Below are 21,942 nucleotides of genomic sequence, written 5' to 3'. Positions count from 1 at the left end.
CTAAGCTTAAAGATGGTTTTTTTAGCACATTTCTTCAGTTTATTCGTAACAAAATAACTTGAAAATGAATTGTTGTTCATCAAGTAGTTTCCTGAAAAAATAAAATAAAAAGCAGTGATTTCTAAAAAGAATTTCTTGTTTGCTAGAATGAGAAACTTGAAGTTCTGAAACTCTCACAATCTTTTTTTCCGTCCCACTTCTGTCTCAACCGTTTATGTGCTAAAGTAGGAAAGAAAAGGAGCGATTTGAATGATATTTGATTCTCATACTCACTTAAATGCGGAACAATTTAATGAAGACATTCCCGAAACAATTGAGCGTGCTAAAGAGCTGGGCGTGACAAAGATGGCTGTGGTTGGCTTTGATCAACCAACGATTGAAAAATCCTTACAGCTTAGTCAAGACTACCCAAATATTTATAGTATCATTGGCTGGCATCCAACTGAGGCTGGTAGCTATACCAAAGAAGTTGAACAACAATTACAAGAACGATTGACGTTACCTAAGGTTGTGGCATTAGGAGAAATTGGTTTGGATTATTATTGGATGGAAGATCCAAAGGAAGTTCAAGCAAAAATTTTTCGTCGTCAAATTGCGATTGCCAAAGAAATGAATTTACCAATTAGCATCCATACGCGTGATGCGATAGAAGATACGTATCAGATTTTAAAAGAAGAAAAAGTCCACAATATTGGTGGAATCATGCATAGTTTTAGTGGTGACTATGAGTGGGCACAGCGCTTTCTTGATCTGGGTATGCATATTTCCTTTAGTGGTGTTGTGACATTCAAAAAAGCTTTAGACGTCCAAGAAGCTGCAACGAATGTTCCTTTCGATAAGATGTTGGTAGAAACGGATGCCCCTTACCTTGCGCCGGTACCTTATCGTGGTAAGCGAAATGAACCTGGGTATACTCGCTATACGGTTGAAAAAATTGCGGAACTTCGCCAAGTACCTTTTGAAGAAATTGCTACACACACATGGCACAATGCACATCGCTTATTTGGGATTTCAGAAAAATGAGTAAATTGACTATTGAAGAAATTGTAGTCGTTGAAGGAAAAGACGATACCAGACGATTGCAAGAAGTCGTGAATGTCGATACGATTGAAACAATTGGTTCAGCAATTAACGAAGCGATTTTGATGCAGATCGAGCATGCACAAGAAACAAGAGGGGTGATTGTTTTTACAGACCCAGATTTTTCAGGCGAAAAAATTCGTAAAACAATTATGGAAGTCGTACCACAAGCGAAACATGCCTTCTTACCTCGAAAGCAAGCTCAGCCAAAGAAAAAGGGTAGCTTAGGTGTTGAACACGCAAGCAATGAAGCCATTCTTGAAGCATTGAAGAAAGTTGTGACACCTAGCGAGGAAGAGTTTGACGAAATCCCTAGACAGATGCTTTTGGACTATGGTTTAATAGCGGGAGCACAAGCCAAAGAAAAAAGAGAAAAACTTGGGGATGAACTTAGGATTGGTTACACCAATGGCAAACAATTAGCGAAACGCTTGAAAATGTTTCGCATTACACCAGAAGAATTGACACAAGCAATGAAAAAAGTGGAGGCAAAACATGACTGAATATCGTGAGATCGCAACACCCTCTCGAACAAAAGAAATCTTGAAAGAACATGGATTTCAATTTAAAAAAAGTTTAGGACAAAATTTTTTAACAGAGCCTAACATTCTACGAAAAATCGTTGAAACAGCTGAGATCAACCATGAAACAAATGTAATTGAAGTAGGGCCAGGAATTGGCGCACTGACTGAACAATTAGCCATGAATGGAAATCAAGTCGTCGCATTTGAAATCGATGATCGTTTGATTCCAGTATTAGCAGATACACTTCACCGTTATCAAAATGTTAAGGTTGTTCACCAAGATATTTTAAAAACGGACTTGGCTACTGCTGTCAAAGAATATTTTACAGAAGATTTACCATTAAAAGTGGTCGCAAATCTTCCCTATTACATTACAACGCCAATCATGATGCACTTTCTTGAATCGGACGTACGTGTGGATGAAATGGTTGTTATGATGCAAAAAGAAGTTGCAGATCGAATTTCTGCAAAGCCTGGTACCAAAGCTTACGGCTCACTTTCAATTGCCGTGCAATATCATATGGATGCGTCCTTAGCATTTATCGTTCCTAAAACAGTTTTTGTACCACAACCAAACGTTGATTCAGCGATTTTAAAATTGACACGCAGAGAAGAACCAGCTGTTGAAGTCACGGATGAAAAAGAATTTTTCCGTTTGACGAAAGCCTCATTCCAATTGCGTCGCAAAACATTATGGAACAATTTGCAACACGCTTATGGAAAAGACGAAGCAACCAAAGCGTGGTTGACTCAAAGTTTAGCTGATGCAGGAATTGATCCAAAACGTCGTGGGGAAACACTGTCATTAGAAGAATTTGCTGCATTAAGCAATGCGATGATGGCGAATAAACAAGGGTAAGAAGTATTGTTCAAAAAATAGTTATCACAGAAAAGCGGAGCAGGATGCTCGCGTTTTTCTGTGATTTTTTTATCAAGTAGGATAAAATTTGGAGGAAAATGCCTACTTATAATAGGGATAGGATGAAAAAAGCAGCACAACTAAGTCACTTTCTAAATCATCTTTCGAATGACGAAAGGATGCTTTTGAAGTAAGTTAGCAACACAATTATTTTAATTGGAAAAGAAGAATGACTTGATAGCTCTATAATAAAATTGATGAGCTGACAGACATATCCAATTTGAAAAACATTTATACGATCCAACTAAGTGAGTAAAAAAAGAATTTGTCGAAGATTGTTGGCAACTTCTTTAAGTGTCTTGACAGATACATGGAATATCAGTACAATAAACAACATCAATGTGTCAAGACACATAAGGAGAGAAAAAATGAAAAAAAATTCTGTTCGTCACTTAACTATTTCTGCACTGCTGATTGGGATGGGAATCATCATTCCTTTAGTTATGCCAAAAATCATGATTCCACCAGCATCTTTTACCTTAGCTTCGCATGTGCCATTATTCTTAGCAATGTTTTTTTCACCAGGGGTAGCTGTTGCTGTCGCTTTAGGAACAACGTTTGGGTTCTTTTTATCGACACCAGTCATTATTGCATTAAGAGCATTGTCACACATTATTTTTGCAGTAGTTGGTGCTTGGTATTTGCAAAAGAAACCTGGAATCGTCTTGAAGGATGGAAAATTTACGCTAGCAAACTGGAAATTTCAAGGCTTTAATTTTGTCATTGGGGTTATCCATTCAATTGCCGAAATGTTGGTTGTGAGTGCTTTTTACTTTATGGGTAATATGCCTGATACGTATTATTCAGAAGGTTATTTCTACACAGTATTTATTTTGATGGGAATCGGTGGATTGATTCACAGTTTGGTTGACTACAATATTGCTTACTTTGTTGCGGGCACGTTAAGCAAATATTTTGATATTCCTGTATTTACTGCAGCGAAAGAACAGGCGAGGAAGATGGAGAAGCTTGGCTAAAAATAATTGAATGAGAAAAATTGATTAGATTTAGTTATTGTTGAATTTTTCAAATACATTAGTAAAAAATAGGTAACCTAAAACAGATTTTGTTTTAGGTTACCTATTTTTGTTTAACACGTTTGGCTAGTAAGTGAGAAAAAATAGTTGTAAAATCATTTGCGCTAAAATCTTTTGATTCATCAATTGTAAAATGCTGTCATTTGGGATTGAATAAGAAAATTAGTAAGAAAAAAGAAAGTTCACTATTAGCTAAGCTTTGTTTACAACTTGAAGAATGCAAGAGCACTTCCTTTTTTGCATTAGCAATCAATTAGCTTATGGCATCTAGAAAAGAGCTGCCAAAAAAAGTGAGCGATTTAATGGAAAAATATTTTTGATTGTTCTTTTAAAATGAATTTTCGAAAAATATTTTTTCTAAAAAAAACAAATTTTAAAATAGAAAGTCTAAGATGCGTACCCAAAATTAAAAATAATAAAAAAACTTATTGAAAGCGCTCTCTTTTTGTGGCATAGTGTAACTGAAGGTGCCTGATAAATAAAATCGTACGATTGAATAAAGAGGTGGTTGGAATAAAAATAACTTTTATTTGGCGTGGTTGGCGTACATATTGTTGTTTAATGGCTATATAATATTGTTATTTATATGCTCAATTATCTTCCTGATTAGTCATTTAGTTCGTTTGCTATGTAAAAAAGCACCAAATGGCTACGATATGTTTTGTAGCAAGCCTACTAGCTATGAATTTTGTCTTAACTTGGTTAACAACTTCCGTTAGTCTGATTGAGACAACTATTTAATGGAGGGAACAAAAATGAGTCTAGGAGACAAACTGAAAGAAGAACGTCTAAAGAATGAGTATACGCAAGAAGATATTGCCAAAATATTGAATGTTGCACGCTCCACTGTTTCAAGCTGGGAAGTGTCGAGAACATATCCTGATCTTTCTTTCCTGATTACTTTAAGTAAATTATATGGAGTAACAGTCGATTATTTAATTAAAGATGAAGAAGAGACAATTGACAACAATCAGACAATAAAAACAATGGGTTCTTTGAATCAGAAACAAAAATATTTTGGATTTGGCTTTTTGGTTTGCTTCATCTGCGCACTGTTGATTGGCTTATTTTTTCTGAATACGGCGAATCAGAGTACAAAAAAAGAAAAAGTACAAAAAGAACCGGTCGAGTATATTATTCCTTTGACGGATATCATGGATGTTACGGTCAAAGAAATCCCTTACGGTAAAGATAATAAATACCAAGTTCCTGAAATAACTGCAAATGTAAAATTACGTGAAGGCTGGAAAGAACCGGGATGGGGTTTTTATTTTGATAATAATACAGGGACTGCGTATATTAATCTTTCACAAAATAAAGTGTATAAAGGTGAACCTTTTCCGACCAACTATTTTCCAAAATTGAGTTTTGTCGCTGCACAGTATGTGAGGGATACCGAGTACATGGATATTCCTAAAAAGATTATCTTGATTGACGATAATACCGCAGATCCCCCAAGTACAGCAAAAGAGCAACGGGTGATTTGGGAAAAATAAAAAAGGAGTGTTTAGAAATGAAAAAATTTGTTTGTCTGGGCTTAGTTACGTTTGGAATGTTATTGTTTGGTCAGCCAGCACAAGCTGCTGAAATTACTAACGATGTGGCACCAGAACTGGGGAAAATTTACATAGATGAGCGTGAGTCTGACTTGACTGACATTCTTTGTACGACTTCTGAAGGTAGATATGTGATTAATGAGAATAAGCTCGTCTTACTAGATAAAGAAATCCCAGGTGTAACGCCTTTTATCTATCATGATGTACAGCTTTTAAGTGGTAAGTCAACTGGCTACAGCTTTACGATTGCAGGAAATACCCCATATACTTACCTAACTACTAATCATAATAGTGATTGGAGTCCAAGGGCTATGGTTATAACTCAAAATGGTGCGCAAATTCAATATTGGGAAGTGTACGGGACACCGGCTTCAATTAGTCATACAACGTCAGCCACAGCGACTTATTATTTTGGATTAACTAACTTATCTTCCAGTGCCATGAATTATGGAATGAATATGATGTTTTAAAATAAGCAAACGAGTGTCTGGAACATCATCATTTTGATGAATGTTCCAGACACTTTTTTACGAACAAATGATGTTCAAAAAGTAAATTTCTCGAAAAACAAGCCGAATAATTTCAAAAATAGGCAGAGCTATTTCCAAACTGTTTTTCTTTTTTAGAGCTGAACGCGTTTGTCCCAAGCTCTTTTATCTTTTTTTGTAATCGAACAAGGCCCTAGTATTGCAAAAAAAAGAACTGCACCGTTGGTTGCGGTACAGCTCTTAAAAAGGGGGCATCAATTAAAATTAAGGTAAAGTAATCACATCTTCTGTTTCTTTATCGAAGAAATGTCCTTTATTGATATTGAAAGCAAGGTCAATCATCTCGCCTGGTTTGTGGAAATCACGTGCATCGACTTTTGAAATAAATTCAGTTGAGCCAGTTTTTGTGTAAAGCATTGTTTCTGCACCTAGTAATTCTGAAACCACAACTTCAGAATGAACGACTGCTTCTGGTGAAGCATCTAAAGCAATTTGTTCGCTATGGATGTCTTCAGGACGAATACCGAAGATGACTTCTTTGCCGTTGTAGCCTTTTTCTACTAAGATTTTATTTTTTCCTTCTGGAATGCGAAGTCTTAATCCGTGACCATCAGTAATCACACCGTCATTTAGCGTTACATTGAAGAAGTTCATTGCAGGTGAACCAATAAATCCAGCAACGAAAACATTCACTGGTGTGTCATAAACTTCTTTTGGTGAACCAATTTGTTGAATAAATCCGTCTTTCATAATAACGATTCGATCTGCCATTGTCATCGCTTCTGTTTGGTCATGGGTAACGTAGATTGTTGTTGTTTCTAAACGTTGGTGTAATTTAGCAATTTCTGCACGCATTGCTACACGTAATTTAGCATCTAAGTTTGATAAAGGTTCATCCATCAAGAAGACTTTGGCATCACGAACGATTGCACGACCTAAAGCAACACGTTGACGTTGTCCACCAGATAATGCAGCTGGTTTACGAGATAGGTATTCGGTTAGACCTAAAATTTCTGCCGCATTTTCAACCCGATTTTTGATTTCAGCTTTGTCATATTTTCTCAATTTCAAACCAAATGCCATATTATCAAAAACAGTCATATGAGGATAAAGAGCGTAGTTTTGGAAAACCATTGCGATATCACGATCTTTTGGAGCTACATCATTCATGACTTTTTCGCCAATTTTTAATTCGCCTTCCGTAATATCTTCTAAACCAGCAATCATACGTAAAGTAGTTGATTTCCCACATCCAGATGGTCCAACAAAAACAATAAATTCACGATCTTGAATATTTAGATTAAAATCAGTAACTGAATAATTTTCTGCATTATCGTATTTTTTATAAACATGTGTCAACGCCATTTCTACCATAGTAAATTCCACACTTTCTATAAGTTTTATTTGACTAAAGTATAAATGAAAGCGCTAACCTATAACAACGGCAGAATGAACAAGAATTTGTCTGTTTTTTGGTCAGAGTGACGAAGAAGCAAAGAAAATCAAAAAAATGGTAACAAAAAATTTAAACGGTTTCCTAAGTTTGTTACACTAAAGAAAAGAAAGGAAGTGTGACTGATGAAAATTGCTTTGATTGCACATGATCGAAAGAAACCATTGATGATTAAATTAGCGACAGCTTATCAAACGATTTTAGCGAAACACGAGCTTTATGCAACTGGGACGACAGGTTTACGAATTCAAGAGGCAACTAATTTGCCAGTTCATCGTTTTAAATCAGGTCCGTTGGGAGGCGACCAACAAATTGGGGCAATGATCTCGGAAGACGAAATTGATTTAGTCATTTTCTTGAGAGATCCACTGGCAGCGCAGCCACACGAACCAGACGTAACAGCGTTGATTCGTTTATCAGATGTATACGAGATTCCTTTGGCCACCAATATTGGCACAGCTGAAGTTTTACTGCGTGGATTAGCAGCAGGATATTTAGATTTTCGGACGGTCGTTCATGAAATGGAAAAAGAAGCGATTTCAACGGAACATGAATGAATTTTCGGTATTTTATCCAATAATATGAATAAATACTAATGGAAGTTGTTGAATAGCGAACATAAAAGACGGAAATCATAGTAACATTCAGTTTTCCTGTTTGCTAGTCAATGATAATTATGTTATATTTTGTGAGGGAATTGTTTCCCAAAATAAAATCAGAGTAGGAAATAAAGCGTTAAGTGCTGGGAGGATGGGATGTTGCCACCTGGACGAAGGATAAGGGAACTTATTCGCGGTTTTATTTTCGCATTCGCTGCATATTATTGTGTAGCAGCTCTTAAAGGAGATGCTAAAATGAAAAAAAATCGATTAGACGCACGGATGATAGCGATCATGGGGCTGTTGATTGCCTTAATGGTTACTTTATCACGACTAATATCTATCGAAACACCTTTTATCAAACTCAGTGTAACATTTATTCCACAGGTCATCATGGGGATTTTATTTGGTCCTTTTTGGTCTGGTATTGGATCAGTGTTAGCTGACCTTGTCGGAATGGCATTATTTTCAAAATCAGCATTCTTTATTGGGTTTACCTTGAATGCTTTTATCGAAGGTGCGATTTACGGCTTCTTTTTCTATAGAAAAGAAATTACTTGGAAAAATGCTATCTTAGCAACACTGAGTGTCACGTTGATTATCAATTTGATTTTGACGCCACTTTGGCTAGCTTTGATGTATCATGTCCCACTGTTTAGTTGGGTCGTTTGGGCACCACGATTGTTGAAAACAGTTATTTGGATCCCGCTTCAATCAATTGCAATTTACTATGTTGGACGAAGTATTCCTTATAAAAAGATTTTGCAAAGTCTAACAGTTCGCACGAAATAAAAATAAAAAAACAGGCAATCTTCCCATCCCAGAAGATTGCCTGTTTTTTTATTGATGTGTAAATTGTGCTTGATAAAGCTGATTGTAGTAACCAGCTTTTTTTAATAATTCATCATGTGTACCCATTTCAACGATTTCACCATGATCCATGACCAGAATTTGGTCCGCATTTTTAATAGTGGAAAGTCGGTGCGCAATTACAAAGCTGGTTTTCCCTTCCATCATTGTCAAGAAGGCTTGTTGGATTTTCTTTTCGGTTAGCGTATCAACAGAACTAGTTGCTTCATCTAAAATCAGCATGGGCGGGTTACTAATCATCGTTCGTGCAATCGTTAATAGTTGTCGCTGACCATCGGAAATTTTTAGTCCTTGACCACCGATTTTGGTTGAAAGTTTTTCTGGTAGTCGCTCGACAAATTCATACATATAGGCAGCTTTTAATGCTTCATTGATTTCCTCATCACTAGCACTCGGATTGCCATAGCGAAGGTTCGCACGTAAGGAACTGTCAAATAGCCAAGTGTCTTGTAAAACCATACCAAAGCTTTTGCGCAAAGTCGTTCGTTTGATGTCACGGAGATTGTGACCATCAATCAGAATCCTTCCGCTAGTGGTATCATAAAATCGCATTAAAAGATTGACCAGCGTTGATTTCCCGGCACCTGTTTTTCCGACGATTGCAATTGTTTGCCCAGGTTTTGCTTTGAAATTAAAGTCTTCAATCAAACGCTGATTTGGATCATATGAAAACGAAACGTGTTCAAAAACGACTTCTCCTTTGATTGTGTTGGGATCCAAAGCAAACGCATTAGGGGCGTCAGGTGTCTCTTCGGGCTGATCAATCAACTCGAACGCTCGATCCAATCCAGCAAAGGCCGTTTGAATTTGCGTAGTGATTCCAGATAATTCGATAAAAGGCTTAGAAAATTGACTCGAATAGATGGTAAAACTGGAAATAACACCAACGGTAATTGCTGACCCGCTTCGTAAAGCAAGCAAGCCGCCAACTAAACCAATTGACAGATAAGCTAAATGATCGACAAAACGGGAAGAAGGATTTGTCAAAGAAGAAGAAAATTGAGCACGCTGTCCCTTGACGTAAAGTTCTTGATTCAATGTTTCAAATGCCTGTTGACTAGCTGTTTCTTGTTGAAAAGCTTTTACGATTTTTTGATTTCCAATACGTTCAGTCACAAATCCGGAAATGTCACCAATAATTTTTTGCTGTTGATTAAAGTCGTTTTGGGAAGAACGTGCGACCAGAAAACTGACTAAAAAGATAATCGGGGTGGCACATAAAACGACAACTGTTAGCAACGGACTCAAATGAATCATAAAGATAAAAGATAAAATGATGATCGCAACGCCAGAAAATAATTGATTGAAGGCTGCTGCAATGGCGATAGAAATGTTATCCATATCATTGGTAAAACGACTGACGATATTTCCGTGTGCTGTTTGGTCATAATAGCGAAGAGGCAAACGGTTCAATCGTTCAAAAGCATCTTTTCTCAGCGCCGCTACCGAGAGATAAGCAAGCCGGTTACTTAAGACTTGAATCAACCACTGACTAAGAACATTGACGAGTACTACACCACCAAAGAGTAACAATAAATGAAAGAGTTCTTGAAATTGAACCCGTCCGATACCAATCATCAGATCAATACTTTGGCCAATTTGTAACGTCATGACGACGGTCGCGATACCGTTCAGCAAACCAAAGAAAATCGCTAAAGTAATTTCTTTAGGATAAGCCATCAGGTAGGGGATAAATCGTTTGAATAACTGCATTGAGAATTTTTTTTGTTTCATTTTATTCCTCCTCCTGCGATGCCACGATTTCTTGGTATTCTTTTGATGTACGCAACAGTTCAGCATTTGTTCCTTGAGCGACAATCCGTCCTTGATCCATGACTAAAATAGTTTCTGCTTCTTGGATTGAACGAACTCGTTGAGAAATAATCAGTACGGTACAATCAAGGGAAGTTTTCAAAGCTTTGCGTAAATTCAAATCTGTTTGATAGTCAAGTGCACTTAATGAATCGTCAAGAATTAGTAACGCTGGTTTTGCAATCAAAGCACGTGCGATGGTCAAACGTTGTTTTTGACCACCAGAAAAGTTTTTCCCGTTTTCCATAACTTTGGTGTCCAAACCATCAGGAAGTTGACGAACAAAATCGTCAGCTTGTGCAATTGTTAAAGCTTCCCAACATTCTTCATCTGTGGCATTCGTTTTGCCCCAATGCAAGTTGTCTCGGATGGAGCCAGTGAAAAGCACAGCTGTTTGAGGAACCATGGCAATTTGCGCTCGCAATTTTTCCATTTCCCATTGTCGGACATCTAGCTCGTCAACGAGAACCTCACCATTACTTACATCGTAGAAACGAGGAATGAGCTGAGTCAGAGTTGTTTTACCACTACCAGTGGGTCCAATGATGCCGACAATCGCATTTTTTCTCACTTGAAAATTGATGTTTTCCAAAGACAAACCAGAAGCTGGTGTATAGCGGAAATCAACGTGCTTAAATTCAAGGATTATCTGACTGTCAAGCGCAGGTGTGCTTGCGTCTGGCATTTCTTGGATTGAATTTTCCATGGTCAAGACTTCTTTGACACGTTTTCCTGAAGCTTCAGCACGGGTAAAAATCACGACTAAATTAGAAACAACAATCAAAGCTAACAACATTTGGTTCATATAATTGATTAACGCTAACACTTGTCCTTGCTGTAGTCCGCCAATATTGACTTTGATTCCACCAACTGTCAACAGGCAAATAATGCCTACATTCATGATTAATGTTGTGGCAGGGGTCAAAAGTGCAGAAATATTTGAAACGAGCAAATAATTTTTTGCCAGATCATCGGTACTTTCGTCAAAGGTTTTAACCTCTGTCTTTGTTCGACCAAAGGCGCGAATGACACGAACGCCACTAAGATTCTGACTAACGATTTCGTTTAAGTGATCTAATTTTTCTTGTACTTTTTGGTAAAGAGGAATTGTTTTTTTAATAATGAAATACAAGATTACCGCAAAAATGGGTAAAAAGAGTAAAAAGAACAAGCCAATTTGCCAATCAATGATAAAGGCCATCACGACAGAACCAATGCTTAAAAATGGCGCGCGGATCAATAGCCGGATAACCATCGCTAAAGCTAGTTGCAATTGATTGATATCATTGGTCATTCGGGTAATCAAGGTATCTGTTCCAAAATGATTTAGCTCGCTGTGGGAAAGTGTATTGATTTTTTTCATGAGTTGGTTACGTAACTCCGTACCGAAACCTTGCGAAGCAACTGAGGAATAGTATTGACAAATAATAGCACAAATCAGTCCGATAATTGACATGACAACCATCCAAATACCCATTTGAATGACTACACCTGTATCATTTTTTCTAAGTCCGTTATCAATCAACGAAGCCATCAATAAAGGGAGAATTAATTCAAAAACTGCTTCAAGAAATTTGAAAAAGGGTCCCAAAATGATTTGCTTACGATAGTCTTTTGCATAACGCAATAATTGAATCATATGATTCCTCCTAAGTAGTAAAATTTTCTATATTTATAGTAGAAAGAAAAACGATAAGTACATTACACATTGTAGCTTATGAAATTTGGAATGAAAAGCCAGCAAGCTCTTTCATTAGAGTTTCTTTTCATTTTTCCAGCTTATTGATACAATAAAAAGAAAAAGGAGGCACTTATGACCGAATTTATCCGTGTAGTATTGCTATTTTTTATTTATTCATTTGTCGGTTGGTTATGGGAAACAGTTTACTGTTCCATTAAAGCCAAACATTTCGTGTATCGAGGATTCTTAGTTGGTCCAATTACGCCAATCTATGGTTTTGGGATTTTAGGGGTATTGTATTTTATTGAACCATTCCAATCGAACCTTGTTTTACTGTATGTTTTATCAACTGCTCTGGTCACGATTTTGGAGTACCTGACTAGCTTTGGCTTAGAAAAATTATTTCATGCCACTTGGTGGGATTACCATGATGTTCCATTGAATATCAATGGAAGAGTTGCTTTACCAGTTTCACTTTTCTGGGGTGTGGGCTGTGTCTTGATCGTGAAAGTAATCCATCCGCATATTTTGATTTTGGAACGATTTTTGGCGGAACACTTTAGTTTTTACTTGCCAGTTCTTTTGATTGGGCTAATTATGATGGATCTTGGTTACACATTAGCGAATTTACAAAGTTTCCAAAAAGCAGTCACAGATTTACAGAAAGCAATTAATGAACAAAAAGCAAACTTGCAAGAAGTCTTTGAAAAAACCAAAGACGAATGGGAAGAACGACAAAAAACTTCTGGCACAGTTTTTGGCAAGGGAATTGTCTCAAAACCAGAGAAAAAATCTGCTGGTGATTGGTTACAAGCATTTAAAGAATCGACGAAAACCAATGATTATTTGCCACGTTTGAATTATACGCAACGACGCTTCTTAAAGAATTTCCCACAATTGTCATTGAAAGAAGGAAAAGATGTCAATGAAATTCGCCAATTAGTAAAAGAATTGCGCAAAAAAAAATAACTAGCAAATTTGCTCAAAAATAAAGCAATTGAACGAAAAAAAGTTCAATTGCTTTTTTATTTTAGCTAACAGTTAATCGAAAATGGATGTGAACGAATTATATTTGTAATAAATTGTAATATTTCTGACATATGAATTGTAATAATCATTTGTATAATGTAAGAGTTGGTATTTTAGGAGAAAGGTGTTGGAGTTCGTGAAGGCAAAAAAAGCCTTAGTTATGCTTGCTGTCTTATTGTCAGCAAATTTAGCACTACCCTTAGTGACTCAAGCAGAATCTCTTGATTCTTTAAATGAAAAAGAACAAGTTGCAAAACGTCAGGGTGAAGAAATCAGTGTCGAAGTACAAGTGGCATTGAATGATGTTAATGAAAAGTATCAAGAAGTTGAAAAAATAAAACAAGAGATTGTTCAAAACAAAAAAACGATTGATCAATCAAAACAAGAAATCAAGGAGACCGAAGCAACGATTGAGAAACGCAAAGAAGCCGTTGCACAACGACTAAAAGATGTTCAAATCAATGGTTCAAACGAGCGAAATTTACAAGCACTTTTAGACGCTGAAACTGTGGCCGAATTTATCAATCGAGCATACGCTGTTCGTGTTCTTCATCAAGCAGAAAAAGATAAAATTGTTAGCTTAGATAATCAAAGACAAAAGTTAGTTGATCTCAATCAAAAATTAGAGGATACACAAATTTCATTAAAGGATAATCAAGTTTCCCTAGAAGTCGAAGCGGACTCTTTGAATGAAAAAGTTGATTCTTTAAAACAAAAACTAACAGATAATCAAGTGACGCTTAGCGAAATTGCTAAGAATAAAGAAGCTGAAAAAACGCGAATTGCTACAGAAAACGCGAAAAAAGAGGCTGCTGAAAAACAAGCAAAAGAAGAAGCACAAAAACAGGCTGAAAAAGCAAAAGAAGAAGCAAAAGAAGAAGCACAACAAGCAAAAGAAGAAGCCCAAAAATTGGCAGCAGAAAACGCAGAGAAGGAAACTGAGCCAGCCAAAGAAGAGTCAAACGAAAAGCCAAAAGAAGACACATCAAAAGAGGAAGTACCAACGTCAGGTGCTACTCGCATGATGGAATCTACGGCATATTCTTATTCAGAACCCGGTTCAGGACATATCACTGCAAGTGGGTTAGATTTGTATGACAATCCACAAGCAATTGCCGTTGATCCAAGCGTGATTCCACTGAATTCAATCGTAAATGTTGAAGGCTATGGTGTAGCAATTGCCGCTGATACAGGTGGAGCAATCAAAGGAAATATTATTGATGTTCACTTTACAACGGTTGAGAAATGCGTTGCTTGGGGACGTCGTCAAGTAAAAGTAACCGTCATGAGTTAAAACTTTTCATAAATAAAAAAGAGGCTGAGACAAAGCGCATGCGCGTTTTGCCTCAGCCTTTCTTTTTATTGTGCTAAATTAGTCAAGCGATTTCCTTGTTTGACGTTTACATCAATTACATTGTAAAACGCATTTGGTGTGTCATCAATATCCCAAACGGCTAAAACCACGTGGTAGCCTAGATGATCTGTAGGAATTGTTACTTCATGAGTTTTATCTGTTGAAGCAACATCACCATCGTGATCGATTGTATCAATTAATTGTAATTCATCGCGAGTTAATGGTTTGTTTTGATCCCAACCATTTTTCGTAATATAGTAATGCCATTTTGTTGTTGCATGGTCGGCAGTAAATGTCCAAGAAAAATTATTTTTACCGGTGAATACTGTATGTTTGGTCCAACGATCAGCTGTTTGTTTGTCTAAAGTATAATCACCCAATACACCATCAGCTGAAGCGATGTGCCCATCAGCAGGTCCAGCTTGTGGGAACCCTTTTTTTCCTTCCAGTGATTGTGGGTCATCAATTACAGCACCATATTTATCATGCGCGGCACTCCAACCTAGCTGATTTTTGTCTAAAAAGCCTTGATAACCACGACTGGCTGGTTCTTTGACATACCTATGTGCATCAACAGAAACAGTTGTTAATGCAGTCAACCCAGTTGCAACTAAAACGAAACTTAACCCTAGCAGTGTACTCTTTTTCATCTTGAAACCCTCCAAAATAAATAATCTGTTTGAAATAAAACTCAGTTATTTCAACAACAAGTAGTATAAAATGGAACAGTTTTGAAAAATTATTTTGTATGTTATTGCAACAAAAATTATTTAATCAACTATAAGTTGTCTTCAATCGAATGATGAAGTCCGTCATTGCTGTTAGACCTAACCAATCAAAAAAATGAATTCCTTGATCGATTTCGGCAATTGCGCTTTGATCGCCTCGAGCTAAACGATCCAAGGCAGAAAAAATTTTATAATAAGCTATATTTAAGCTATTTGTATGTAATTCTGCTAGTTTTTTTAGTTCAGTAAGAAAAAGAGTTCTTAAAGTAGCTGATGAACGAGTAAAAGACAGTCTGACGCCATTTAAAATAAAATTGGCTAATAAGTTTTGCTGGACAGTTGTATCTTGATAAATCCCCATTTTAGTGACGCTATGATAGAAGGAACGTACGATATAATCTGTTTTAAAAATAAAAAGACATCTTGAAAAGATTGAAAGCTCAAAACGCCCCCAGGTATCAATATGTTCTAAATAGTTCATAATCAGTTGTATTTCTTTTTTCACCTCAGGAGTGGTTGCTTTGTTTTCCAAATGATTAAGGATGATTTTTCGTTGGGCGTAAAGTAAACGGTAAAAAATATTTCCGGTTTTTTCATATTCTTTTAGTAATTCGTCTTCTTGTGCAGAAGTGAGTCCAGGAGTCGTAAGAAAATAATTGGTTAATTTTTGCTTTGGCGACAGCGAACCCTCGTTTAGTAAAAATTCGTATTCCTCTAAGGTCACATTCATTTTTTCTAAATAATTAATCAAAAGCTCAAAACTGATTTTTGTTCCACGAGATTCGAAAGCAGCGAGTGTTCCTCGTTGGGAAATTCCCATGGTCAACTGCTCCTGAGTAAAGCCACGTTCTTTCCTTAACTTCCGGATCAAAAAAGCATGTTCTGGCATCTTTAACACTCCTTTTGTTATTTTATTTCTAGTTTAAGATAACACACTCCAATTCGAATGAAGAAAGTCTTCTTTTGTGCTGCCTTTTTATTAAAAAGTGTGAACACCCTTTTGTTTTAAGGATATTTTGTTGCAATAGCGTACAAAAAAATCTTTTTTACAGGAGGCTGTTTATAATTGAGAAGGCTTTTAAAATAAAATAAGTGTTGGAGGGTAAAGAATGCAAAAAAAATTATTGTTATTTTCAATTAGTGTCATGGGAGGATTACTTGGCTGTGCTAATGGTGTTGCTGCGGATACCGCAGATGAAATGCCAAGTATTGCGAACAAGCAAATTTCAGTTGGTTATTATCATAACTGGCCTGGAGAAATGGGGGCAGGTTATGTGGGCGGAGCCCCCGCTGATATCCAATTAGAACAAATCAATCCTTTTTACAATGTCATTTCGGTTGCGTTTATGAAGGGTGAGGGAATTCCAACTTTCAAACCGTATAATATGAGTGATCAAGCATTCCGAAACCAAGTGGCAACCTTAAATGCACAAGATCGTGCGGTTCTTTTATCATTAGGTGGCGCAGATTCACATATTGAACTTTCAACTGGACAAGAACAAGCTTTTGCAAATGAAATTATTCGCTTGGTCGATACTTATGGCTTTGATGGATTAGATATTGATTTGGAACAAACGGCTGTAGCGGCAGGTGATAATGCGAAAGTAATCCCAGCAGCGTTAAAAATTGTGCGCAACCATTATGAACAACAAAATAAACACTTTATTATTTCAATGGCTCCAGAATTCCCATACTTAAGAACAGCAGGGAAATATGTCCCTTACATTACTGCCTTGGAAAACGATTATGACTTTATTGCTCCACAGCTTTATAATCAAGCAGGAGATGGTATTAGCGTTGGCTCAGAGTGGATTGCTCAAAACAATGATAGCAAAAAGTTTGAATTTCTATATGGAATCTCAGATGCATTTGATAAAGGAAATAATGGCTTCATTCATATCCCAGCCAATAAATTAGCTTTAGGACTTCCAGCAAACCAAGATGCAGCAGCAAATGGTTATGTCAAAGATCCGAATGTTGTCTATCAAGTATTTGAAAAACTAGCGGCAAAAGGGACGCCTTTAAAAGGAATCATGACTTGGAGTGTTAACTGGGACGAAGGAAAAAATTCAGCAGGAATTGGTTACAATGAATCATTTGCACATGCGTATCAAGGATTATTTGAAGAACAGGTACCTGATACAGAGAAACCATCTGTTCCAACCAATTTAACAGCATCTGCGACCTCAAACAGTGTTTCATTGTCTTGGAAAGCGTCTACTGATAATGTCAAAGTAGATCATTACACTATTTATGAAAACAATCAGTTAGTTGGCACAAGTAAAACAACAAATTTTGTGCACACTGGTTTATCAGCAGCAACAAACTATAGCTATACAGTCGTAGCAGTAGATACGTCAAATAACCAATCTGCGCACTCAACTAAGCTAGATGTGATTACAAAAGAGGCATCCGAGTTAAACAAGCCATCTGCACCAACAAATGTAGAAATTAGCAAAGCTACAGCAAATAGTTTAACTTTAGCATGGGACAACAATGCACCAGAAGAAGAAGTAACCACCTATGAGATTTATCGTGAAAATAAAAAAGTGGCAACGACAACTGATAATCAATTCACGGATCAAAATCTAACACCAGAAACAACGTACATGTATCAGATCAAAGCGGTAAATCGAGTTGGTCTATCTGATTTTAGTCAGCAAGTGACAGGAACGACAACATCTGACAGTGGTCAAGTAGGTGAATGGAAAGTTGGCGTGACTTATCATATTGGGGATATTGTGACTCATCAAGGACATCAATATAAATGTTTACAAGAACATACTTCGATTTCCGTTTGGAGCCCAGACCAAGCACCAGCTTTATGGGAAAAGTTAAATAAATAAATTTGAATCAGTCAATTAAGCAAACATCTAACTACTGAGAAAAAAGGCGTGAGGTCTTTTGATTCGTGGTTAGATGTTTGTTTTTTTAAATAATATCAATTAAGCTGCATTTTACGAAGTTGAAAGATATTGTTTTTGATTTAGTCATTAAAAATACAACATAGCTGTAGATTGATGGTTTTATCAACTAATAAATAACGGTAATTAAAAAGCGGAACTTTACAAATAAGACTATAATATTAAATTATTATTACGTAAGTATTTCTCGAGTATTACACATAACGAATCGCCTTTAAATTCTTTATATTATTCTGTATAATTAGATCAAATATTGCCTTTTTATAGACCGAAAATTGATTTTTTGTCGATTAGTTTGTGTGCATTTTGTGTATAAACTAGGATAGAAAATGTTGATTAGGTGACAAAATTGTTAGGTTGGGAAGGAGTAGTTCAGTGATGAATATATTGAAAAATGGATATATGACCGCTGCAATGCTTTGGCCTAAGAGAAAATTGACCTCGACGATTGTGTACATTATGAGTTTTTCGTTTAATGAAGGCGACTTGATTAAGCAGCTTCACTTGAACTATCCAGGAAAGGTGACTGTTTTTTTTGTAGACAAGTGCCGCGAGTATGCGGAAAAGTTAAAGAGTGAAGGGATCGATGTTCGCCCATTTACACCCAAAAGTCTTTTTTTAGGAAGAAATCTCACGTTATTAAAACAAGCAAAAGTAATTATTGTTGATAACTACTTTCCTGAGTTAGCCGTGATGACGCCAAATCAAGTAGTCATTCAAGTCTGGCATGCTGATGGTGCAATCAAAAAATTTGGCTGGGATGATCCACAGACGAAACAACGTAGTCGGCAAGACAAAAAAAGATTTCAAAAAGTTTATGACTCCTTCAATTATGTAGTAGTCAATTCGGATAAGATGGCAGAGGTTTTTCAAAAAAGCTACAGTTTAAATCAAAAAGTGATTCAAAAGTTCGGTTCTTTGAGATTAGAAACAGCTCAAAAAGTAGCAGGATCAGTTGAACAAACAAAAAAATTTATTTTATATGCACCAACGTATCGTCCGGAAAAAAAAGATATGGAGCAAATTCTTAGTCAAGTATTAGCTACATTTTCTAAACTACCTGAGGAACAATTTTATGTACATCTGCATCCGACAATCCAGCAAGAAAATTGGGTATTACCTAAAAATGTACATTGGTGGAACCAAAACATTATGAAAAGTTATCCAAATGTCAAACTATTGATTACGGACTACTCGGCAAGTACTTTTGAGTATCTTACTATACAGGAACAGTCAAAAATTATTTTTTTCTGTCCTGATTTTGATAAATATAAAAAAAATCCAGGAATTCAAAATGATTTTCTTGAGTGGGCACCTGGACCAGTCGTGAAGAATCAGGAATTGTTGGGGCAAACAATTCAGACCTATTCATATGAAGCAAATGAACAAGGGGTAAAACAAGCAAAACTGTTATGGAATCAATATGAAAATGGCAAAACTGTTGGAAAGATAATGGCGTTAGTGAAAAAGGAACTGGGTGAGATTGGTGGAAAAGAAGAGTAGGACAGAATACATAAGTGGAGTCCCTGTTGATAATTTGACCTATCAAACAATTGTGGAGGACATCCCCAAATATCTAGCTGCAAACAAAAAAATGTTAATCACAAGTGTTAATCCTCAAATTACATTGCAAGCTTATCAGTATCCAGAGGTAAAGGCTTATTTAGAACGGGCAACACATCGAATTGCTGACGGAATTGGCGTGGTTAAGGCTTCTAAAATGTTACGAGGAAATATTCGTGAACGGATAACTGGTATTGAAGTGATGGAAAGAAGTTTGCAGTTTGCGAATCAATTTGGCTACCGGATTTTCTTATATGGAGCGAAAAAGGATGTTGTGAATCAAGCTGCACGAAATATTCAAGAAAAATATCCGAATATTGAAGTAGCAGGTACACTTCATGGCTACACAAGTAGAAATACAGAAGAAGTGATTAAAAAAATCAATCAAGCAAACTGTACCTTTCTCTTTGTCGCTTTGGGTTCACCTAAGCAAGAAATCTTTTTGGAAAGAAACGTAGATCAATTGAATGCCAAAGTTTTTCTAGATGTTGGTGGTACTTTTGATGTCCTTGCAGGAGCAGTCAAGCGGGCACCAAAATTTTATTTAGACAACAATCTTGAATGGCTCTATCGTTCGCTTTCGATGAAGCGTTATGATCGTTTGGTGCAGATTCCGAAGTATTTATATTCGATTGTGCGACATAGGGATGCCAAAATGGAAAACAAGGTGCAACAACTAGATGTAGAAATCAAAAAAGAGATAAAAGAGTGGAGACATGAGTGAGTATAGTGCGAAGAAATCTTGAAATAATTTATCATCGATGGGTGAAAAAAGTTTTTTCTCTCCTTAATAAACATCCGAAAGAAAAACTAATTTTTTTTGAAAGTTTTCATGGCAAACAATATAGTGACAACCCACGTGCTATTTATGAATATATTCGGGAAAATTATCCGGAATACACCTGTATTTGGGCGGTAAAGAAAGGCTTTGAAGCCCCTTTTATTGAAAATGATATTCCTTATGTCAGACGGATGGGCTTGAAGTGGCTACTAACAATGCCAAGATCAAAATATTGGTTTTTCAATACTAGGATGCCTGGGTGGATGGTTAAAGGTAAAAATATGTATGTTCAAACATGGCATGGAACACCATTAAAAAGATTAGGCTTAGATATTAAAAATGTAACGATGCCAGGAACGGATACAAATAAGTATCGGGAAAATTTTAAAAACGAAGCGGCCCGTTGGGATTATTTGATTTCACCTAATGCATATAGTACGGAAATTTTTCGAAGTGCATTTGCATATGAAGGGGAGATCCTAGAAATCGGTTATCCAAGGAATGATATTCTTCTGTTACCTGATAATAGTGAAAAGATCAAACAAATCAGAAAAAAGTTAACTATTGCTGAAAATCAAAAAGTTATCCTCTATGCACCTACTTGGCGAGATAACCAATTTATAAAAAAAGGTGCTTACAAGTTTGATAATCAATTTCCTTTCACTGAAATTTTAGAACAAGAATCAGACACGATTATTTTGACTAGGCTACATTACTTAGTGGCAGAACAATTTGATCCTAAGCAATATGGGAATCGCGTAATAGATGTTTCTAGTTACGAAGATATCAGTCATTTATATTTGATTGCAGACCTGTTGATTACGGACTATTCTTCTGTCATGTTTGACTTTGCCTTAACGAAAAAGCCAATGATTTTCTATATGTATGATTTAGAGTCTTACGGACAGGAAATTAGAGGATTTTATGAGGGGGTGTTGAATCAATTGCCAGGACCAATCATTCAGAAACGTGCAGACCTTATTTCTGAAATCCATGCAATTAATTCAACATCTTTTACAACTAATAGAGACTATCGTGCATTTTATCAACGTTTTTGTATTGATGATATTGATGCGACTGAGAAATTAATAACGAAAATTTTAGGAGGAACAAAATGAAACGAGTAATTACTTATGGAACATTTGATTTATTACATTATGGTCATATCAATTTATTAAAGAGAGCTAAAGAACAAGGAGATTATCTAGTCGTAGCTTTATCAACAGACGAATTTAACTGGGAGCAAAAGCAAAAAAAATGCTATTTTTCTTATGAAAAAAGGAAACAGTTACTAGAAGCGGTACGGTACGTTGACTTGGTAATTCCAGAAAACGGCTGGAGTCAAAAAGCATCGGACATCAAAGAATATCATATTGATACTTTTGTGATGGGAGACGACTGGGCAGGTAAATTTGATTTTCTGGAAACAGAAACAACAGCTGAAGTTTTCTATTTACCAAGAACACCTGAGATTTCAACTACACAAATAAAGAAAGACTTGAATAAGTAGTAATTTAATTAATGTTGTAAAGTTGAAAAGAGGT

General features: G+C 36.3%; 20 protein-coding genes and 1 riboswitch. Of the genes, 15 read left to right on the top strand and 5 right to left on the bottom strand.

The genetic code is table 11. The features are described from left to right. Window positions 1-249: 249 nt before the first annotated feature. The 6 genes from IGJ76_RS10370 (at window position 250) to IGJ76_RS10345 (ending at window position 5,586) form a co-directional block, all read left to right on the top strand. On the top strand, window positions 250-1,023 hold the full coding sequence (locus tag IGJ76_RS10370; RefSeq protein ID WP_086270735.1) for a TatD family hydrolase: 774 nt from the start codon (window positions 250-252) through the stop codon (window positions 1,021-1,023). Beyond that, complete coding sequence (gene rnmV, locus IGJ76_RS10365; protein ID WP_067482567.1) at window positions 1,020-1,583, top strand: ribonuclease M5; 564 nt, start codon at window positions 1,020-1,022, stop codon at window positions 1,581-1,583. The genes IGJ76_RS10370 and rnmV overlap by 4 nt, the downstream gene beginning before the upstream one ends. Further along, complete coding sequence (gene rsmA, locus IGJ76_RS10360; protein WP_075491678.1) at window positions 1,576-2,463, top strand: 16S rRNA (adenine(1518)-N(6)/adenine(1519)-N(6))-dimethyltransferase RsmA; 888 nt, start codon at window positions 1,576-1,578, stop codon at window positions 2,461-2,463. Before rnmV ends, rsmA begins: the two co-directional genes overlap by 8 nt. Before the next feature lie 428 nt (window positions 2,464-2,891). After that, the gene (locus IGJ76_RS10355) at window positions 2,892-3,500 is read left to right on the top strand and encodes a hypothetical protein (RefSeq protein ID WP_067482563.1); all 609 of its coding nucleotides are present in this window, start codon (window positions 2,892-2,894) and stop codon (window positions 3,498-3,500) included. Window positions 3,501-4,315: 815 nt separating this feature from the next. After that, complete coding sequence (locus IGJ76_RS10350) at window positions 4,316-5,056, top strand: helix-turn-helix domain-containing protein (protein WP_067482561.1); 741 nt, start codon at window positions 4,316-4,318, stop codon at window positions 5,054-5,056. Between the two features lie 17 nt (window positions 5,057-5,073). Further along, complete coding sequence (locus IGJ76_RS10345; protein WP_067482559.1) at window positions 5,074-5,586, top strand: hypothetical protein; 513 nt, start codon at window positions 5,074-5,076, stop codon at window positions 5,584-5,586. A 282-nt stretch (window positions 5,587-5,868) separates the two neighbouring features. Here the strand turns inward: IGJ76_RS10345 and IGJ76_RS10340 are convergent, their stop codons facing one another. Further along, a complete protein-coding gene (locus IGJ76_RS10340) occupies window positions 5,869-6,978 on the bottom strand; it encodes an ABC transporter ATP-binding protein (protein ID WP_067482557.1) in 1,110 nt (369 codons plus the stop codon). Between the two features lie 204 nt (window positions 6,979-7,182). Here IGJ76_RS10340 and IGJ76_RS10335 point away from each other — a divergent pair, with 204 nt between their 5' ends. Together IGJ76_RS10335 and IGJ76_RS10330 are read left to right on the top strand one after the other, a co-directional pair. After that, window positions 7,183-7,614, top strand: coding sequence for a methylglyoxal synthase (locus IGJ76_RS10335; RefSeq protein ID WP_067482555.1), 432 nt, complete (start codon window positions 7,183-7,185; stop codon window positions 7,612-7,614). A gap of 157 nt (window positions 7,615-7,771) precedes the next feature. Continuing rightward, window positions 7,772-7,875: riboswitch (THF riboswitch) on the top strand. Window positions 7,876-7,911: 36 nt separating this feature from the next. Then, window positions 7,912-8,448 (top strand): folate family ECF transporter S component, encoded by a 537-nt coding sequence (locus IGJ76_RS10330; RefSeq protein WP_067482553.1) that lies wholly within the window; start codon window positions 7,912-7,914, stop codon window positions 8,446-8,448. Window positions 8,449-8,496: 48 nt separating this feature from the next. On the opposite strand, the gene IGJ76_RS10325 is transcribed toward IGJ76_RS10330, so the two are convergent. Further along, complete coding sequence (locus IGJ76_RS10325) at window positions 8,497-10,260, bottom strand: ABC transporter ATP-binding protein (RefSeq protein WP_071868872.1); 1,764 nt, start codon at window positions 10,258-10,260, stop codon at window positions 8,497-8,499. Window position 10,261: 1 nt separating this feature from the next. Continuing rightward, window positions 10,262-11,977, bottom strand: coding sequence for an ABC transporter ATP-binding protein (locus IGJ76_RS10320; RefSeq protein WP_067482549.1), 1,716 nt, complete (start codon window positions 11,975-11,977; stop codon window positions 10,262-10,264). A 174-nt stretch (window positions 11,978-12,151) separates the two neighbouring features. Between IGJ76_RS10320 and IGJ76_RS10315 the strand changes: the two genes are divergently transcribed. Together IGJ76_RS10315 and IGJ76_RS10310 are read left to right on the top strand one after the other, a co-directional pair. Further along, the gene (locus IGJ76_RS10315; RefSeq protein WP_270344617.1) at window positions 12,152-12,988 is read left to right on the top strand and encodes a putative ABC transporter permease; all 837 of its coding nucleotides are present in this window, start codon (window positions 12,152-12,154) and stop codon (window positions 12,986-12,988) included. 196 nt (window positions 12,989-13,184) lie between these two features. Beyond that, entirely contained in the window at window positions 13,185-14,342 is a 1,158-nt protein-coding gene (locus IGJ76_RS10310) for a 3D domain-containing protein (RefSeq protein WP_368027098.1), read from the top strand. Between the two features lie 65 nt (window positions 14,343-14,407). On the opposite strand, the gene IGJ76_RS10305 is transcribed toward IGJ76_RS10310, so the two are convergent. Together IGJ76_RS10305 and IGJ76_RS10300 are read right to left on the bottom strand one after the other, a co-directional pair. Then, the gene (locus IGJ76_RS10305; RefSeq protein ID WP_430596601.1) at window positions 14,408-15,052 is read right to left on the bottom strand and encodes a lytic polysaccharide monooxygenase; all 645 of its coding nucleotides are present in this window, start codon (window positions 15,050-15,052) and stop codon (window positions 14,408-14,410) included. A 124-nt stretch (window positions 15,053-15,176) separates the two neighbouring features. Then, window positions 15,177-16,019, bottom strand: a complete 843-nt coding sequence (locus tag IGJ76_RS10300; RefSeq protein WP_095803781.1) for a helix-turn-helix domain-containing protein — start codon at window positions 16,017-16,019, stop codon at window positions 15,177-15,179. A 220-nt stretch (window positions 16,020-16,239) separates the two neighbouring features. On the opposite strand from IGJ76_RS10300, the gene IGJ76_RS10295 reads away from it, so the two are divergent. From IGJ76_RS10295 to tagD, 5 genes are all read left to right on the top strand, one after another. Then, complete coding sequence (locus IGJ76_RS10295) at window positions 16,240-17,976, top strand: fibronectin type III domain-containing protein (protein ID WP_086270741.1); 1,737 nt, start codon at window positions 16,240-16,242, stop codon at window positions 17,974-17,976. 456 nt (window positions 17,977-18,432) lie between these two features. Continuing rightward, window positions 18,433-19,557: a CDP-glycerol glycerophosphotransferase family protein gene (locus IGJ76_RS10290; protein ID WP_086270742.1), complete on the top strand. Its 1,125-nt coding sequence runs from the start codon at window positions 18,433-18,435 to the stop codon at window positions 19,555-19,557. Further along, window positions 19,541-20,341 carry a WecB/TagA/CpsF family glycosyltransferase gene (locus tag IGJ76_RS10285; protein ID WP_082294016.1) on the top strand — a complete coding sequence of 267 codons (801 nt, stop codon included), beginning with the start codon at window positions 19,541-19,543 and terminating at the stop codon, window positions 20,339-20,341. Before IGJ76_RS10290 ends, IGJ76_RS10285 begins: the two co-directional genes overlap by 17 nt. Beyond that, a complete protein-coding gene (locus tag IGJ76_RS10280; protein WP_258173289.1) occupies window positions 20,338-21,516 on the top strand; it encodes a CDP-glycerol glycerophosphotransferase family protein in 1,179 nt (392 codons plus the stop codon). Before IGJ76_RS10285 ends, IGJ76_RS10280 begins: the two co-directional genes overlap by 4 nt. Further along, on the top strand, window positions 21,513-21,908 hold the full coding sequence (tagD, locus tag IGJ76_RS10275; protein ID WP_067482535.1) for a glycerol-3-phosphate cytidylyltransferase: 396 nt from the start codon (window positions 21,513-21,515) through the stop codon (window positions 21,906-21,908). Before IGJ76_RS10280 ends, tagD begins: the two co-directional genes overlap by 4 nt. Window positions 21,909-21,942 lie beyond the last annotated feature (34 nt).

Source organism: Enterococcus sp. DIV0175, assembly GCF_050529075.1.
Taxonomy (GTDB): domain Bacteria; phylum Bacillota; class Bacilli; order Lactobacillales; family Enterococcaceae; genus Enterococcus_B; species Enterococcus_B thailandicus.
The sequence above is the reverse complement of the archived record's forward strand: the minus strand, read 5'-3'. Positions and strand labels throughout refer to the sequence as shown.